Source organism: Planctomycetaceae bacterium, assembly GCA_041398785.1.
Classification (GTDB): Bacteria; Planctomycetota; Planctomycetia; order Planctomycetales; family Planctomycetaceae; genus JAWKUA01.
Genome location: JAWKUA010000002.1, coordinates 379,935 through 395,762, shown reverse-complemented (window position 1 = coordinate 395,762; position 15,828 = coordinate 379,935). Strand labels below are relative to the sequence as shown.

Annotated in this window: 11 protein-coding genes; 6 read left to right on the top strand and 5 right to left on the bottom strand. The window is 59.6% G+C overall.

Annotation, left to right across the window (positions count from 1 at the left end):
* Nucleotides 1-160 precede the first annotated feature (160 nt).
* Nucleotides 161-2,713 (bottom strand): prolyl oligopeptidase family serine peptidase, encoded by a 2,553-nt coding sequence (locus R3C19_03635; GenBank protein ID MEZ6059435.1) that lies wholly within the window; start codon nt 2,711-2,713, stop codon nt 161-163.
* A complete protein-coding gene (locus tag R3C19_03630) occupies nt 2,710-3,213 on the bottom strand; it encodes an FxsA family protein (protein ID MEZ6059434.1) in 504 nt (167 codons plus the stop codon). The genes R3C19_03635 and R3C19_03630 overlap by 4 nt, the downstream gene beginning before the upstream one ends.
* Before the next feature lie 333 nt (nt 3,214-3,546).
* On the opposite strand from R3C19_03630, the gene R3C19_03625 reads away from it, so the two are divergent.
* Together R3C19_03625 and R3C19_03620 are read left to right on the top strand one after the other, a co-directional pair.
* Nucleotides 3,547-4,902 carry a hypothetical protein gene (locus tag R3C19_03625; protein MEZ6059433.1) on the top strand — a complete coding sequence of 452 codons (1,356 nt, stop codon included), beginning with the start codon at nt 3,547-3,549 and terminating at the stop codon, nt 4,900-4,902.
* Nucleotides 4,903-5,224: 322 nt separating this feature from the next.
* A complete protein-coding gene (locus tag R3C19_03620; protein ID MEZ6059432.1) occupies nt 5,225-6,061 on the top strand; it encodes a phosphoribosylformylglycinamidine synthase subunit PurQ in 837 nt (278 codons plus the stop codon).
* A 26-nt stretch (nt 6,062-6,087) separates the two neighbouring features.
* On the opposite strand, the gene R3C19_03615 is transcribed toward R3C19_03620, so the two are convergent.
* The 3 genes from R3C19_03615 to R3C19_03605 form a co-directional block, all read right to left on the bottom strand.
* On the bottom strand, nt 6,088-6,579 hold the full coding sequence (locus R3C19_03615) for a hypothetical protein (GenBank protein ID MEZ6059431.1): 492 nt from the start codon (nt 6,577-6,579) through the stop codon (nt 6,088-6,090).
* Nucleotides 6,580-6,887: 308 nt separating this feature from the next.
* On the bottom strand, nt 6,888-8,216 hold the full coding sequence (locus tag R3C19_03610) for a NupC/NupG family nucleoside CNT transporter (protein MEZ6059430.1): 1,329 nt from the start codon (nt 8,214-8,216) through the stop codon (nt 6,888-6,890).
* A gap of 107 nt (nt 8,217-8,323) precedes the next feature.
* Complete coding sequence (locus tag R3C19_03605; GenBank protein MEZ6059429.1) at nt 8,324-11,380, bottom strand: c-type cytochrome; 3,057 nt, start codon at nt 11,378-11,380, stop codon at nt 8,324-8,326.
* Between the two features lie 383 nt (nt 11,381-11,763).
* Between R3C19_03605 and R3C19_03600 the strand changes: the two genes are divergently transcribed.
* The 4 genes from R3C19_03600 to purB all read left to right on the top strand — a co-directional run bounded on the left by R3C19_03600 (nt 11,764) and on the right by purB (nt 15,771).
* Nucleotides 11,764-11,949, top strand: a complete 186-nt coding sequence (locus R3C19_03600) for a hypothetical protein (protein MEZ6059428.1) — start codon at nt 11,764-11,766, stop codon at nt 11,947-11,949.
* Entirely contained in the window at nt 11,922-12,182 is a 261-nt protein-coding gene (locus R3C19_03595) for a hypothetical protein (protein ID MEZ6059427.1), read from the top strand. The genes R3C19_03600 and R3C19_03595 overlap by 28 nt, the downstream gene beginning before the upstream one ends.
* Nucleotides 12,183-12,382: 200 nt before the next feature.
* Nucleotides 12,383-13,426 carry a glycine--tRNA ligase gene (locus R3C19_03590; protein MEZ6059426.1) on the top strand — a complete coding sequence of 348 codons (1,044 nt, stop codon included), beginning with the start codon at nt 12,383-12,385 and terminating at the stop codon, nt 13,424-13,426.
* A gap of 239 nt (nt 13,427-13,665) precedes the next feature.
* Nucleotides 13,666-15,771, top strand: a complete 2,106-nt coding sequence (purB, locus tag R3C19_03585; GenBank protein MEZ6059425.1) for an adenylosuccinate lyase — start codon at nt 13,666-13,668, stop codon at nt 15,769-15,771.
* Nucleotides 15,772-15,828: the final 57 nt, after the last annotated feature.

Here is a 15,828-nt window from a genome sequence, read left to right as displayed (position 1 = left end):
AGGTCGGAGAACTGGGTCGTCAAACGGTACTTTGGCAATTTGGGGAGTATTTCAGCTCCGGGACGACCGCCGCCTGCCCCTGGCTGGTCGCGTCCCGGTATGGCTTTTTCCCAGGTACTTCCCAGGTGCCAAACTCACGCGGGCGCAGATCGGCGGGCATTCATTCGTTGGAGTCCTGCTGCAGATGCCGGACGAAAAAGTCCGCGCGACGCCGCGCGGCCCACGGAGTTTCGCAGGCTCCGTGGCCGGCCCCCGGAACGAGCACAAAGTCAAAGTCCTTGTCAGCCTTTACCAGCGCGTGAGCAACCTGTGTCGTCGTGGCCGGGTCGACGTTGCGGTCCGCTTCACCAACGACCAGCATCAGGTGACCGGTCAGGCGGTGAGCATTCTGAGTGTTCGAATTCTGAGCGTAGCTGTCGTCGACCGGCCAGCCCATCCATTGTTCGTTCCACCAGATCTTGTCCATGCGATTGTCGTGACAGCCGCAGTCGGCCACGGCGGCTTTGTAGAACGTACCGTGCCAAAGCAGCGCCGCCATGGCGTTCTGTCCTCCTGCGGAACCGCCATAAATTCCGACCTGCGAAAGATCCATTTCCGGAAACTTCTGCGCGGCGGCTTTCAGCCATGCAATGCGATCCGGAAAGCCGGCGTCTCGAAGGTTCTTGTAACAAACGTCGTGGAACGCTTTTGATCGCCAGGCGGTTCCCATGCCGTCGATCTGCACAACGATGAAGCCCCGGTCGGCGATCTGATGCTGGTGATGATACCGCGGCTGAAATTCCTTCGGCACGTGATGGTCGTGAGGACCGGCGTAGATGTTTTCGATCACGGGATAGCGTTTTTCCGGATCGAAGTCGCGCGGCCGGTGAATGATACCCCAGATATCGGTCTGTCCGTCGCGACCTTTGGCGACGAAGCGTTCCGGCAACGAACCCCGATCGTTCAGGATTTCATCGGCGTCGGCTTCTTCCAGCAGGCAGACCAGGGCTCCGGTGTCACTTCGGCGAAGTTCATGAATCGGCGGCAGGTCGACTCGCGAGTAGCGATCAATGAAGTACTTCCGATCAGGTGACCAGGCGATTTCGTGAGTTCCGTCGCCTTCGGTCAGAATCGTCAGGCCGCTTCCGTCAAAGTTTACGCGGCAGAAGTGTTCGTGATACGGATCCTGATCGGTGCGAATTCCGACGGAGTAGAACCAGAGTTGTTGCTTCTCGCGATCGATGTGTTCAATCCGGCGGACGTTCCAGTCACCCGACGTCACGGCGTTGACGACATCGCCGGATTTGATGTCGTATCGGTACAGGTGATTCCAGCCGGAACGTTCGCTGGCCCACAGCAACTGGTCATCCGGCAGCCATTCCAGTTCGAACTTTCCGCTCGCGGAATAATGGATGAACGTGTCGCTGTGTTCGTCGATGACCGCCCGCACGTGACCGTCGCTGCAGTTGATCTCCAGCACTCGCAGCGTCTGGTGGCCGCGTTCGTTGTAAAGCAGGAAGCAGCGGCCTCCGTCGTGGCTCCAGCTTAAGAACCGCAACTGCCACGGGTTGGGGAACAAGTCGTCAGAGATCGGGATCTCCTGTTGCTGACCGATGCAGAACAGCCGCGGTTTTGAAATCGGAATCGGATCGCCCGGCCTGGTATAGGGATACGAATGCAGCTTCGGCTGCAGCTGATCGTCCGGCGCGGATTCGACGTAGTAGACTCGGCGCTCTTCGACCGGAACCGTCTGAAACGCCAGCACGAACTTCGAATCCGGTGACCAGCGGACATCGGCCGCCGTGACCGGTTCGTCGTCCTGGGAATACTGCAGTTCCAGCGATCGTTTGCGGGAAGCGTCTTTCTGAAACGTGTTGCTTCCGGAAGCATTCTGTGACAGCCGCACAGGTGCGACGGCGTCGTCGGTCGATTTCAGCCAGAGATCGTGGTCCTGTACGAAGGCCTTCCACTTTCCATCCGGTGACACGTTTTCCTGATCGACATCACGGTTGGGTCGTCGACCGCGAGTGCCATCCGATTCATTACCGCGTCGGACGTTTGCCAGTGCGGCGTCGTTCAGCTTCAGGTCCGGGTTGTTTCGCCGCGCGACGAACGCTGCCAGCTTGCTGCCGTCGCTGCTTTTCAGCAGCCATGCATGTCCGACGAATGTATGCTGCCGCCTGGTTTTGCCGGGGGCGATCATTCCGTACGAATGGTGCTCGCCACTGCCTTCAATCCAGATCAGTTCGACGTCGTGACTGAGTTCGTTGATGATGGCGAATTCCGTGTCCGGTCCGCGATCATGGGAACGCTGCTCGGGAAGAAACAGCCGCGATGACGCGGTCGTGTCTTCGTCCTGGCTGGCAAGGGTCAGCTCCCCGGTCTTCGAATCGAACTGCCATGTCCGGCCTTCGCCGGCCAGCACGAGTTCTTCGCTGTCATCCGCAAACTCCAGTGAATCGATCGGCAGTGCATCCGCGCGGACGTCCGTGCCCAGCGCATTGCTCATCGCGGCCGCAACCCGCTTGTGATCGAAGGCGTTCTGCCTCGTGCCGGCCGCCGCATCGACTACCACAAAACCATGCTGACGTGCGCTGACGTCGACTCGATACCAGAACCGCGTGTTATCGCGGAACCAGTGCGGTTCGACGGTGTCGCGGTAAACTCGCGGCTGCTGCGCGACGACGGGTGAAACATACAGTGACAGCAGAATCGCGGCGATCAAACGCGTCATGAATCCTGTTCCGGCGTGGTCTGCAGGCGCCCGCTGTTCGGATCGACAACGCGCACCGAGGGTACTTCGTTATTAAAGGAAGGAGGTTTGCCCGGTGGCTGTTCAACGGAAGTCCAGGTGGCAGCCCTGAACTTTCCGACGGTGTTGTCCTGAAACCAGCGAGTCAGCCGACGGGCGACGATCCGTCGAGTCTGCGGGATCAGCAGCAGAAAACCCACGCAATCAGTCAGGATACCGGGAGTCAGCAGAAAGGCTCCCGCAACAAGAATCATCACACCGTCAAGGATTTCCCGCGAAGGAGCCTTGCCGGCGGCGACCTGAAGCTGAATGGTCCGCCAGACCTTCAGTCCCTGCCTGCGAGCCAACTGGGCTCCCACGAATCCGGTTCCAATCACAACCGCTAACGTTGTCAGAAGGTTGGTGCGGTCGTAAAGCTGGCTGAGCAGCACCAGCTCGATCAGCGGAACCAGGATAAATGCAAGAATGATGCGGCCAAGCACTGCGGAAACTCGACGAAATCCGGGCAGGTCATCGAAGTCAGCCGCGTCAGCCCGAGACGCGACATTTGATCATGCCACCAGGCGCGAACCGCGATATGTATCCGATTCCGTCGACGCAAAACAGATGCTTCGGCTCCGCGAGACCAGGTGACGATGGCATTACGGCACTGTGTGGCAACCGCTGCGAACTTGCAAGCTCAGCCGATTTCGTTGACGCTATCTGTCTCTCACCAACGGCTTTGACTTCGCATGCCACACCAGGCAGCCGCGGCGGAGTGTGAAGAAACGGTGCTCCGTTGGAAGTGAAACATCCTTTCGCAGAGAACGACCGCCATGCAAATACGCCTTGCCTTCTTCGCTGTCTTTACCGTTTTCGTTGCCGCGTCGGTTCTTTCCGCCGAGGAACTTCAAATCGCCACGTTCGACGTCGACGCCTCGCCTCCGGTCGGCAGTCCGCTGGCATACGATCCCACGAAGGAAGTCAGCAGCCCGCTCAGTTGCCGCGGGATCATCTTCATCGGAAACGGACAGCCGGTGGTGCTGTGCGCGATCGACTGGCTGGGAGTGGCCAACGAAGCTCACGACGAGTTTCGGGAACGGCTGGCGACGGCGGCCGGCACGACCGCAGACCGCGTTTCGGTGCATGCGCTGCACCAGCACGACGCGCCGCGCTGCGACTTTTCCGCCGAGCGAATTCTGGCGGAAGCCGGTTACGCGGGAGTGTCCTATGACGAACGATTCCTGCGCAGCGTGATGGTGAGGGCGGCCGACGCTGTAACTGCCGCAATCGATCGCGCGTCGCCGGTGACTCATGTGGGTACTGGACGGGCGGAAGTCCGCGAAGTCGCGTCGAACCGGCGGATTCTCGGCGACGACGGCAGGGTCAAGGTGACTCGCTACACGGCCTGCAGAGATCCCGAAGTGCGTGCCATGCCGGTCGGCACCATCGACCCGATGTTGAAGCTTGTGACGTTCCACAACGGCGATACGACTCTGGCGGCGCTGACGTACTACGCCACTCATCCGCAAAGCTACTATCGAACCGGCCAGGCGAATCCGGACTTTCCCGGCATGGCTCGCAACGCGCTTCAGGAAGAAACCAGCGTGCCTCACATTCACTTCAACGGAGCCGGCGGAAACATCGGCGCAGGAAAATGGAATGATGGCTCAACGGAAAACCGCCAGGTTCTGGCTGACAAAGTCGCCGACGGCATGAGGCGAGCCTGGGAAAGTCTCCGCAAACGTCCCGTTACGGCGGACGATCTTGGCTGGAAGACCGCGGACGTGAGCCTGCCTCTCGGCGACCACCTGGTGGAAGGGCCGCTCCGCGCAGTGCTCGGCGACGCTTCCGCCAGCGTGCCCGACCGTTTGACCGCCGCCAAACACCTTGCCTGGCTGCAACGGACAAACGCCGGAAAAAGGATTACGGTCAGTTTGCTGACGGTCGGCGACGCCCGAATTCTGCACCTTCCCGGCGAGCTGTTTGTGGAATACCAGTTGGCGGCTCAGGCAATGGCACCAGACGCCTTTGTGGCGATGGCTGCGTACGGCGAATACGGCCCGGGATATATCGGCACACAGATCGCCTATTCTCAGGGCGGCTACGAAACCAGTCCGGGAGCCTCTCGCGTCGGCCCGGCAGTTGAAGAAGTGCTGATGGCAGCGATGAAGACTCTGTTAAGTGAATAGCGGCGTTAAGTGAATAGCGGCGTTAAGTGAATAGCCGCGTCGAGTGAATAGCGGCGGACCATGTCTAACCGCGCCTCCAGCGACCGCTTCGCTCACCGGCGATCGATTCGCAACAGTTATCCGGCACAGGCCGGGCGACCTTTCTGCTCGTCATTCCCGCGCAGGCGAAAACTCAGCCGCGACACCGAGTCCTCACCCTGCGCGGGAATGACGGCAATACCGATGCCGGCGCAGAAGAGCAGCCGTGAGGCGTGAACGCGGCGACGCGGCTTGCTAAAACTCCCGCTCACCGACGCCCTGCTCTGTGTAAAGAACGGACGAAATGTCATCACCGCGTGTTTGTATTCTGCGTGCCCCCGGAACCAACTGCGACGTCGAAACGGCTCACGCCTTCGAACTGGCCGGTGGTGCCCCGCAGCGAGTCCACTTGTTTCGGCTGCTGGAGAACCCCGATCTTCTGCGAGACTTCCAGATTCTGTGCGTGCCCGGAGGTTTCAGCTACGGGGATGACATCGGGGCGGGAGTCATTTTTTCCCGACAACTGCGGGGACAGCTCAACGATGCGATGAAGGAATTCCTGACCGGTGACAAACTCGTGCTGGGAATCTGCAACGGCTTTCAGGTGATTCTGAAGGCCGGCCTGCTGATGCGTCACGGGATCGAAGCCGGTGACGACCAGCTTTACGAAAACCGGATCACGCTGACATGGAACAACAGCGGACGCTATGTCGATCGCTGGGTCCGGCTGAAGGTCACGTCCGCCAATAGTGTGTTTCTGAAGGGCATCGATGAGATTGAGGTGCCGATTGCTCACGCTGAAGGCCGCGTCGCCGTGACGGAAGGTTCCGTGCTGGAGGAACTGCGGCAGCAGGGTTCGATCGCACTTTGCTATTGGTCGGACGCCGCCGCAACGCAGGTTGCTGAGGGTGCAGATCCGACGGCGCTGGACGTACTTCCGGAGGTTGATAATCCGGCGGGCTCGCTGGCGAATATCGCCGGCCTGTCAGATGGCAGCGGTCGAGTGCTGGGCCTGATGCCTCATCCCGAGCGATTTCTGTTTGCCACTCAGCATCCTCAGTGGACGCGAAACGGGATGCGCGGCGAAGGGCACGGACTGCGGATGTTCCGCAACGCCGTGGACTACTTCAAAGCCACGTAGGCAGTCCTGGCCGGCTTTGGTCGGCTTTACTTTGCCGCAGCGGCCTGCACATCCCGGATGTGTTCACGGAACGCGGCTGACTGGTCAGGCTCGGTTTCTACGATGCCCTTCAGATGCAGTCCGACGTGATACCAGCCGCCGTCCTTCAGGGTCTTGTGGCAGACCTTTGTCTGGAAGAACCGCCAGGCATCCTTCCCGTCGGGGACAGCCACGACAAAGCAGGTGTCGTCCAGATTCAGCGGCGTCAGCACGCCGAAACCTTCGCTGCGCAGATCATGCGTGACGGCGGGAACGGCGGAGGAGAAGTCGATGTCGCTGTGATTCATCCCCGGATCGCACGCGATCAGCCAGACACCGAAGGCGGCGTGGCGTTCGTCGTGCGATCGACGTTCCACTGACACTCCGGTTTCATACGGCATCACGACGATATCGTACTGGCTGATAATGCGGGCCATCGCCAGCGTGGCTTTCCGGCGGGAGTTTCGGCTTGTCAGCAGATTGGTGAGCTGGTCCAGCATCGCTCAGTTCCAGGGCACGGGGTGATTTCTGTCAACGGACGGAATGCCGTCGATGTTCGATCGAACGTCTGAAAAAACGCTACGTCGCGAATTGGCAGCGCGGAGCGCCGTTTACGAAATGCCACGCTGAGAAGCCGCCCGACGAGTCCGCGCCTGCGAGTTATGCCGGTCGAAACGTCTGGCCGACAATTGTCGCGAGGTGTCTCTGGAACGCGGTTGAGCGCGGCGTTCGCTGTCTTTTGCCAGCGGTCGGACTCCATGGAGTGAATTCCCGCATAGGCCACACTTCGCTTCGTTCGGGTCAACGCTCAGCGGTTGTCAGTTTCGGAGACACTGACCGACGACTGAATCTCGCGCTGCTCCAGATCTGCATCGCTGAGCAGAACCCCTGCGACGCACGCCGTCATGAATGTGGCCAGCGTGCCGCCCAGCATGGCTCGCAGGCCCAGCCTGGCGAGATCCGAACGGCGTTCCGGAGCGATTCCTCCAATGCCGCCGAGCTGAATGCCGATGGAACTGAAGTTTGCGAAACCGCACAAGGCGTACGTTGTAATCACATACGTCCTCAGGCTGAGTTCTTCCCGTTCTCCGGCAAGCTGTGCGTACGCCAGAAACTCATTGATGACGGTGCGAGTGCCCAGAATCGCGCCGGCCCGGCGGCATTCGTCCCATGGAATTCCCATCAGCCAGGCGAACGGAGCGAAGACGTTGCCAAACGCGACTTCCAGCGACCACTCTTCCGCCGGTTGGTAGTGCAGCCAAAACGCGACGCGGTGTCCGCACCAGCCGACAAACGCGTTGACCATCGCTACAAACGCCACAAAGACCAGCAGCATCGCTCCGACATTCAGCGCCAGTTTCAGTCCGGAAGCTGTGCCTTCCGCCGCGGCTTCCAGGACGTTCACGCAGCCCGATTCGGCCGTGATTCGTGCGCCGCCGGACGTGGCGGATTCTTCGGTTTCCGGCTGCATGATCTTGGCGATCATCAGCGCCGCAGGCGCGGAAATCACGGACGCCGTCAGCAGGTGGCCCGCGTCGATTCCCATGCCGATATACGCGGCAAAAACACCGCCGGCGATTGTCGCGAACCCGCCGACCATCACGACGTTCAGTTCCGACATCGTCATTCCGGCTATATACGGACGAATCACCAGCGGCGCTTCCGTCTGACCGACAAACACGTTGGCCGCGGCGGACAACGTTTCGGCTCCGGACGTCCCCAGCGTCTTTCTCATGACCCACGCCATCCCCTGCACCACCAACTGCATCAGTCCCACGTGATACAGCACGGACATCAGAGCCGAAAAGAAGACGATCGTCGGAAGGATGCCGAACGCAAACGATCGCCACAGCGTGTATTGGGCGGGCAGCGGTTCCGGATCGCTTTCCCGAGGAAACACGTCGAACAGAAATGCCGATCCTTTGTCGACGTATCCCAGAATGCCGGTGAAGAAATCGCCGACGGCCTGAAACACGGCTTCTCCGGCGTCGGTCTTGAGAATCAGGGAGGCGAAGAAGACCTGCAGAAAAATTCCGCCAAAGGCGACTCGCCACGGAAACCGCCGCTTATGACTGCTCATCAGCCATGCCAGTAGAATCATGACCAGCAGGCCGAAAGCAGGGATCAGTCGAGTCATAACGGGAAGATCGACGGACAGGGAACGAGCAAAGTGTCTGTACGATGGGACTCCGATCCCGTCGCTGCACAGTCGACGGGATCGGAGTCCCGTCGAACAAAACGCTTCTATTCCTTCTTCTTCAGGGTCAGCATGTATTCGACCACGTCGACCATGTCCTGGACACTCATCACCTTCTGCAGGTCAGCGGGCATCAGCGAAACCGTCTGTTTGATCTTTTCGTCGACATCATCCATCTTGAATTCACGCACAAGACCATCGTCGGATTTGATGCTGATGCTGTCGTCGGTTTCGCTGTTCAGCAGGCCGGTGACCGTTGTTCCCGATGCAAGCACCAGAGTCCACGATTCGTAGTTGTGGCTGATGCCGGCGCTGGGATAGATGATTGATTCGAACATCGCTTCGCGGCTGAGCTTGCTGCCGATTTCCGAAAGGTTCGGTCCGATCTCGCGGCCCAGTTTTCCCACGATGTGACACTTGTGGCAGGTGGCTTCGGTGTTGAACAAGAGCCGCCCGTTTTGCGCGTTGCCTTTCAGTTTGGCAAGTTCGCTGATCGGCGGCAGAGGTTCTCCTTCCTTGACGGGCGGCAGCGGGAACAGGCGATTTGCCGCAGCGCGCGCCTCGCGAGTCGGTCCGGAATGCAGTGCGGCGGCCACGGCCTGAGTCAGGTTTTCAGACAGCTCTTTGCTTTCTACCAGTTGCACGAGTCTGTTGACTCCATTGTTGACCTTCGACGCGGCGCGCACGGCTTCCCGCCGCACATCGATGTCAACCGAATCATCCGTGACGACCGCCAGCAGCGGACCTTCGATCGCTCCGTCGAACGAATTGCCCATTGCCTGAGCCGTCGCGATCGCGGATTCCGTGTCCTTACTTGTCATCGCAATGGTTAACAGAGTCCACTGCTGACGTCGCAGCAATGACCGGATCGCTTCGACGCCGATCTGTTCATTCGGATTCTGCTGAGCCAGTCTCAGCACAGCAGGGTATCGCTCCTTCAGATCAAAGCGTTCGACCAGCTGGATGAACGTCGGTGTGCCCTGAAGCTTACTCAGTGTCAAGTCGAGAGCTTCGGCGGCCGCCGCGTTGGACGACAGGTCTGTTGTTCCCAGACGCTGCAGCGATTCTGCGATCACGAATGGTTCGATTTCGGAATCGAGCTTCTTCAGGCTCGCCGGCGTAATCAGTGAAGCAACCGCAGCTGCGACCGCCGGTTGTGATTCGAAGTCCAGCGCTCGGAAGAATGCTGCGACCTTCAGCTTTGACAAATCATCCGTGTCACCGTCGGCTGCGCGAGCAAGGATTTCGTCGGCGATGGCAGAAGCGGAATTCGAACCGCGGCTGCGCCAAATCAGTCGGGCAGCCTGTTCGTCGGAAGTTTCCGCCGTCGTGTGTTTGCGCCGGGCTTCCCTGTATGCCGCCAGGCATGCGTCCCAGTCACCGTCCGCCGCGATTCCCAGAGCTTCCAGATACCAGCGATCGTTCACGGGTATTCTAAGAGCGAGCATCCCCCAAAGTTCGGGCTTCCGTTCGGACTTACTCAAACGCAACGCAATGGCACATTCGCGACGAACCTGCGGCGATTTATGGTTGGCAAGCTTTTCGACGATCGGCGCGACATCAAGTTCCAGACGCCGAGCCAGCCGGATTCCGGCGATGCGGATGTCCGGGTTATCATCGGCGATTGCCTTGTCAACGTATTGCTGACCTTTCCCGTCCAGCATTCCCAGCAACCACAGCGCCCGCGCGCGAAACCGCGGGTTGGGATCGTTGGCGAACATTTCCGTCAAAGCCGATTCGGCTTCAGCGTCAAAGTTGCGGAGCGCGGTGAATGCCAGATAGCGAGTTGCAGCGTTAGGACTCTTCAGAGCCGCGACGGCTCCGTCGACGGTGCTGAAGTCGGATTTCGGAACGCTGTACATGCTGCCCGGCGGGGCCACCCGGAACAGCCGGCCGCGATCGACGTCGCCCTGACGGTGGCCGCCCACACCGGGGTCGTACCAGTCGGCGATGATCAGCGAACCATCCGGAGCAACACACACGTCCGATGGCCGAAACCACTGGTCTCGCGTGCCGACCAGAATGTCGTTGATCGTTGCCGAATAGCCGGCTCCGTCGTCTTTCACTGCATAGCTTCGAACGATGTTTGGTCCGGCGTCGCAGTGGATCAATTGGTTGCGGAAACGTTCCGGCAGCAGGTCGGACTCGTAAATCACAATCCCTGTCGGAGAACCCGCGCCGGTTTGCAGCAGGTTCGGCACGACTCCCGGATCGTTCAGGTGCCAGTGCCGTTCGGGGATCGTGTCTTCCCAGCCCGTGCGAGGTTCCCGCCAGCCGGCTCCCGTCAGTTCGTCCTTGTAGCCGTAGTTGCCGTATTCCATCACATAGTTGATGCGAACGCCCTGGTTGCCGTCGTCGTCGTTGTCGGACTGCCAGACGGTGCCGAAACTGTCCACCGTCAGTTCCCAGTTGTTGCGGAAATTCCAGCCAAGCGTGTCGACCTTCGAACCATCCAGCTCGCAGCGGAAGGCCATTCCTTCCTGATACGGCTGCCGGTTGGCGTAGACTTCATTGCCGGCGACGTCGACGACCAGGCTGCCGTCCGGGCGATGCAGTTCATTGCCGCTGTTGCCGAAGTTAAAGTACAGCCGACCGTCCAGGCCAAAGGTGAAACTATGAATGCCGTGATCGTGTTGAACTCCCTGGATGCCGGTGAACATCACTTCTTTGCGATCGGCCTTCAGGTCGCCGTCGTCGTCATAGAAGTTGAACACGTTTTCGCCGGCCGACACGATCACGCGGTTCCCCAGCACGCAGACTCCGTGAGCCGAATCGATGTCCCGGCCCTGGTAGAACGTCGTTTCGCGGTCCATCAGTCCGTCGCCGTTCGTATCCTCCAGAATCAGGATGCGGTCGCCTTCTTCGCGATCCGGATTGTCGGCATTGGCGAATCGCCGATAGTTGACAACTTCGCAAACCCAGATTCGTCCCAGATGGTCGACGTCTATGTTGGACGGACTCAGCAGCATCGGTTCAGACGCGATCAGCGTGACCTGCAGGTCGCTGGCGACATCGAGTCCCGCGACTGCCGTGTCCGGAGTTCGTTTGTCGTCCTGCGCGGGAACGAACGTCGGTGATGAAACGAGTGTCAACAGCGTAAGCACGCAGGCGGAAACTGAAGGATTCGCTCGCACGGTGTGATGGCTCCGGCAGATCGTGAGGGAAATGACTGGTCGCGAAACATGTTCACAAACCTGCTGCCACATTTCCACTACCCACACCCCCGTCATTCCCGCGCCGGCGGGAACCCAGCGAGCACCCGCACCCCCGTCATTCCCGCGCCGGCGGGAACCCAGTGAGCACCCACACCTCCGTCATTCCCGCGCCGGCGGGAACCCAGCCCGCCTCCCTGGGTTCCCGACTGCGCGGGAATGACGAGATCAGCACCAGGTTCCTGAGTCGGCGGGAATAACGCGTCACACCACCGGTTTGCGTGGTTCCGCAGCGTCTCTACAATCCCGCCCTTCACCGCTATGAAGGCAACTCAATGACACGTTCCATGGAAAAGATCGTCGCTCTCTGCAAGCGGCGGGGTTTCATCTTTCAGGATTCGGAAATCTACGGCGGTCAGAATGGCTTCTGGGATTACGGTCCGCTGGGCACGGAACTCAAACGCAACGTGTCCGCGACGTGTGGTACCACGACATGGTGGCCGCTCACAACGAACTGCTGACGCCCAACGGCGCACCGTGTGCGTTTCAGATGGTTGGCCTGGAAACGGCCATCGTGATGCACCCGCAGGTCTGGAAATGCTCCGGACACTACGATTTGTTTCATGACATGATGGTGGATTGCCGCGAAACTCGCGGTCGTCATCGACTGGATCAGGTTCGCGGCCGCTGGGTGTCGTTTGACGGGAAACCGTCAAACAGGACGGCCCCGCTACGCCGAGCTATCCAGAGTTGATGGTTGTTCGACCGCCGAGAACTTCGACGAAGATCTGGCAGAACAGGCGCTGCGAGCGTTCGGCAAGAAGAAAAAAGTACGCCGACAAACTGCAGTGGGACGGCGACGCGACGACGCTCGATAAAGTCGACTTTGTCCGAATATCCAAACGTTGTCGGACCCGGTGCCACTAAAGCCGGAACGCTGACCGAACCTCGCGAATTCAATCTGATGATGCCCACCACGATCGGGCGCTTGGTGGTGAAAACGATCGGGCATTCCTTCGCCCCGAAACCGCTCAGGGTATCTTCGTCAACTTCAAGAACGTCGTGGACAGCAGTCGCGTCAAGCTGCCGTTTGGCATCTGTCAGGTCGGAAAAAGCTTCCGCAATGAAATCACGCCGCGCAACTTCACATTCCGGTCACGCGAATTCGAACAGATGGAGATCGAATTCTTCTGCCATCCGGACCAGTCCCGCGAATGGTACACCTATTGGCGCGACCGGCGCTACAACTGGTATCTGGGTCTGGGTGTGGCGAAGGAGCGGTTGATTCTGCGAGATCATCATCAGGACGAACTGGCTCATTATTCCGTCGGTACGGCCGATATCGAATACGCGTTTCCGTTTCTCGACGAAGGCGAATTCGGCGAACTGGAAGGCGTGGCTCACCGAGGCGACTTCGACCTGCGTTCTCACATGGAAGGCAAGCTGACGAAAAACGCAGCCGGCGAACTGGAAGTCGAAAAGAACGAACACGGTCAGCCGAAGTATCGCGGCAGCGGCAAAGATCTGACTTACTTCGACGACCAGTCGCGCGAACGCTTTACACCGCACGTCATTGAACCGTCCGCGGGCGCCGACCGCGCGACGCTGGCATTCATCTGCGAAGCCTATCACGAGGATCAGCAGCCCGACGAAAAAGGCGAGATGCAGGAACGCGTCGTGCTGAAGTTTCATCCCCGGCTGGCCCCCGTCAAAGCGGCCGTGTTCCCGCTGATCAAGAAGGAAGGCATGCCCGAAAAAGCGGCGGAGATCTTCGGAGCACTCAAGGCCGCCGGTCTGAGCTGCCAGTTCGACCAGCAGGGAGCCATCGGTCGCCGCTACCGTCGTCAGGACGAAATCGGCACGCCGTACTGCATCACGGTCGATGGCGACACCATGACCGACGGAACCGTGACCGTCCGCGATCGTGACTCACTGCAGCAGGACCGCGTACCGGCGGATCGAATCGTTGAAGAAATTGTTGGTCGGCTGAAGCGATAGCTGCATTCATGTTTAACCGCATTCATGTTTTAAACCGATTCGTTCATCAGCCGGAGGCGTTAGCACCCGGAGCCAACCGGACTGTTCCGGCTAATGGTAACTTAATTGCGAACTAACCTTGTGGCGCCCGTAGCCCTCGGAACAGCCGAACACATGCATCAGAATCCGAAACCGCATGAGCGGAGCGCTCGCCTGGGCTCGCGGTTAAACATCCTGACTCATCACAGGGGAGAACCTCGATGCCACTCGAAATCGAACGCAAATTCCTCGTCGAACCGGGTTCATGGGAATCCGCCGAATTCACCATGTACCGACAGGGCTATCTGCATTCGTCGGAACAGCTTTCCGTCCGAGTCCGCTCCGACGGACGAAAAGGCTGGCTCGCCGTGAAAGGGCCGACCGTCGGTGCCACTCGATCGGAATATGAGTACGAGATTCCGCTCGACGAAGCGAACGAGATGCTCAACACGCTCTGCCGAAAACCGCTGATTGAAAAGCAGCGAGCCATCGTGATGGCAGGGGAATCTCGCTGGGAAGTGGACCGGTTTCTCGGCGACAACGCCGGTCTGGTCGTCGCGGAAATCGAACTTGAGAACGAAGAGCAGCCGTTCGAGAAACCGGACTGGCTGAGTGCCGAAGTGACCGACGATCCGCGATACTACAACTCAAACCTGGCGAAGACGCCCCGTGGCCGAAACGTGATTGGCAAACGCAGTTTGGCGCGCCCGTCTGGCCTTGTCAGCCTCGTTCCAGAGTTCCGCCCTGGAACGCCCTGCCAGTGGAGGCTCCGCAACAGATCTTCCATGACGACAAACGCGGTCGAGACTGAGACCGGCGAACCGTTTCGCCGCACAGAATCGCAGGGGCTCGCGGTTCGACATTTTGAAAATGATTCATCATTGAAAGCATCTACGTTGCCGCACGACATCTACGAAAACCCGTTGATCACCCGCTACGCCTCGCGCGAAATGGCCGCGATCTGGTCGGCTCAGAAGAAGCATACCACCTGGCGTCGGTTGTGGATTGCGCTGGCGGAAGCTCAGCAGGAACTCGGCCTGCACATCACCGACGAGCAGCTTGCCGAGATGAAAGCCACCGTCGACGACATCGACTTCGACGCCGCAAACCGCTACGAACGAGAACTGCGGCACGATGTGATGGCTCACGTGCATGCCTGGGGAGATCAGTGCCCGAAGGCTCGCAAGGATATTCATCTGGGAGCCACAAGCTGCTACGTGACGGACAATTCGGAACTCGTGCAGATCAAGGAAAGCCTGCTGCTGACCAGGCGGCGACTGGTGCAGGTGATTGACCTGCTGGCGAAGTTTGCCGCCGAGTACCGTGACCTGCCCTGTCTCGGCTTCACGCATCTGCAGCCCGCTCAGCCAACAACCGTGGGCAAGCGAGCAACGCTGTGGTGCTGGGATCTGTTGCTGGACCTGGAAGAACTCGAACATCGCATCGACACGCTGCGTTTCCGAGGCGTCAAGGGAACCACGGGAACTCAGGCGACGTTCCTCAGCCTGTTCGACGGCGATCACGAAAAGGTCGAGCAGCTCGATCGACTGGTCACCGAGAAGATGGGCTTCACGATTCGCCACGCTGTCACCGGCCAGACATATTCGCGCAAAGTGGATTCGCAGGTGATGGCGACTCTGAACGGCATCGGCCAGTCTTGTCACAAAGCCGGCAGCGACATTCGTATTCTGCAGCATCGCAAGGAACTGGAAGAACCGTTCGAAAAGAAGCAGATCGGTTCGTCGGCGATGGCCTACAAACGCAACCCGATGCGCAGCGAACGCATGTGTGCTCTGGCGCGTTTCGCGATGAGTCTGCAGGCCGGCGCGGACGCGACGATGGCGACTCAGTGGATGGAACGCACGCTGGACGACAGCGCGATCCGTCGGTTGGCGCTGCCTCAGGCGTTCCTGGCGATCGACGCCTGCCTGATCCTGTACCACAACATCACGGACGGCCTCGTGGTCTATCCGAAGACGATCGAAAAGCACCTGAACGAGGAACTGCCGTTCATGGCGACGGAAGAAATCCTGATGGCCGGAGTCCGCTCCGGAGGCGACCGTCAGGACCTCCACGAACGCATCCGCCTCCACAGCCAGGCCGCCGCCGCGGAAGTCAAACAACAGGGTCTGCCGAACGATTTGATCAGCCGATTGAGAACCGACGAAGCGTTCGCGAACGTTGACCTGGAAAGCACACTGGACGCAAGAAAATACATCGGCCGAGCACCCCAGCAGGTCGACGCGTTTGTTGCGGAACACGTGGAGCCGGTGAGGCGAAGGTACGCGGCCCAACTTGGCGCCGGCGCGGAAGCGGTGCGTGTGTAAACTTTCCGAATGGCCACATTGGAACGTGGCTGATCTCAGAAGAACTCACTCACGGAG

Coding starts and splice junctions, on each gene's coding strand:
- R3C19_03635 (MEZ6059435.1), bottom strand. CDS start 2,713: ATGACGCGTTTGATCGCCGCGATTCTGCTGTCACTGTATGTTTCACCC.
- R3C19_03625 (MEZ6059433.1), top strand. CDS start 3,547: ATGCAAATACGCCTTGCCTTCTTCGCTGTCTTTACCGTTTTCGTTGCC.
- R3C19_03620 (MEZ6059432.1), top strand. CDS start 5,225: ATGTCATCACCGCGTGTTTGTATTCTGCGTGCCCCCGGAACCAACTGC.
- R3C19_03615 (MEZ6059431.1), bottom strand. CDS start 6,579: ATGCTGGACCAGCTCACCAATCTGCTGACAAGCCGAAACTCCCGCCGG.
- R3C19_03610 (MEZ6059430.1), bottom strand. CDS start 8,216: ATGACTCGACTGATCCCTGCTTTCGGCCTGCTGGTCATGATTCTACTG.
- R3C19_03600 (MEZ6059428.1), top strand. CDS start 11,764: ATGACACGTTCCATGGAAAAGATCGTCGCTCTCTGCAAGCGGCGGGGT.
- R3C19_03595 (MEZ6059427.1), top strand. CDS start 11,922: ATGGTGGCCGCTCACAACGAACTGCTGACGCCCAACGGCGCACCGTGT.
- purB (MEZ6059425.1), top strand. CDS start 13,666: ATGCCACTCGAAATCGAACGCAAATTCCTCGTCGAACCGGGTTCATGG.